This is a genomic window from Bartonella sp. AA86SXKL, assembly GCF_042196885.1.
This window is the reverse complement of record NZ_JBHIRE010000438.1, coordinates 1-638: the sequence shown is the minus strand read 5'-3', so window position 1 is coordinate 638 and position 638 is coordinate 1. Positions and strand designations below refer to the sequence as shown.

At 40.4% G+C, this 638-nt stretch carries 1 protein-coding gene and 1 pseudogene; both read right to left on the bottom strand.

What is annotated here, in order from left to right; genetic code table 11:
• Positions 1-320, bottom strand: a pseudogene (locus tag ACFIO5_RS12505) (membrane protein insertase YidC); the annotation flags it as partial.
• A partial coding sequence (rnpA, locus tag ACFIO5_RS12500) for a ribonuclease P protein component (RefSeq protein WP_375705575.1) occupies positions 310-638 on the bottom strand: 329 nt, incomplete at its 5' end. The gene rnpA and the pseudogene ACFIO5_RS12505, both read right to left, overlap by 11 nt.

Below are 638 nucleotides of genomic sequence, written 5' to 3'. Positions count from 1 at the left end.
AATTGTGCGCCAACAAGATTAATAGACCCTTCAAGTTCATTGGTTTTTATGGCAACACGATTTGTTTTGGCTAATTCAGCATCACGAATTTCAGGGCTCATTGGATGATTAATGATAAGTGCTGATTCATGCGTTGATGCACTGTCAGAAAAATTTGCAGTGGGAGAAGAAACTGCTGACTGTTGTTTTAACAGTTGCTGTGCGATTAATTGTTTTTGTTGTAACTCAGTCTGTTTGGGAGCCACATAAAAAAAATGCCATGCGATAAGCACTCCAAAAGACAATCCAATGGCGATAAAGAAATTCCTGTTATATTCCATTCGTATTACCCTGTTGCCGTTTCTGGTGTTTTGTTTTTGGTTTTATCCGCCGGCTTAATTCATTGACTAAAGATGTAAAAGGTGCATGAAGCGCATCAGGATGCGCTACAATAACATAGTCTGTTCCTGCTTCCATATCGTCTGTTAAACCAACCCTTACTGCTTCGCGCAGACGCCTTTTGATACGATTGCGTTTGACAGCATTGCCATTTCTCCGTGTAACAGTAAAACCTACACGTGCAACAAGAGAAGATTCCCTTTCTGCTGTTTGTTCCCTCGACTTAACTTCGAGCAAAAATAAAGGACCACGTCGTTTTT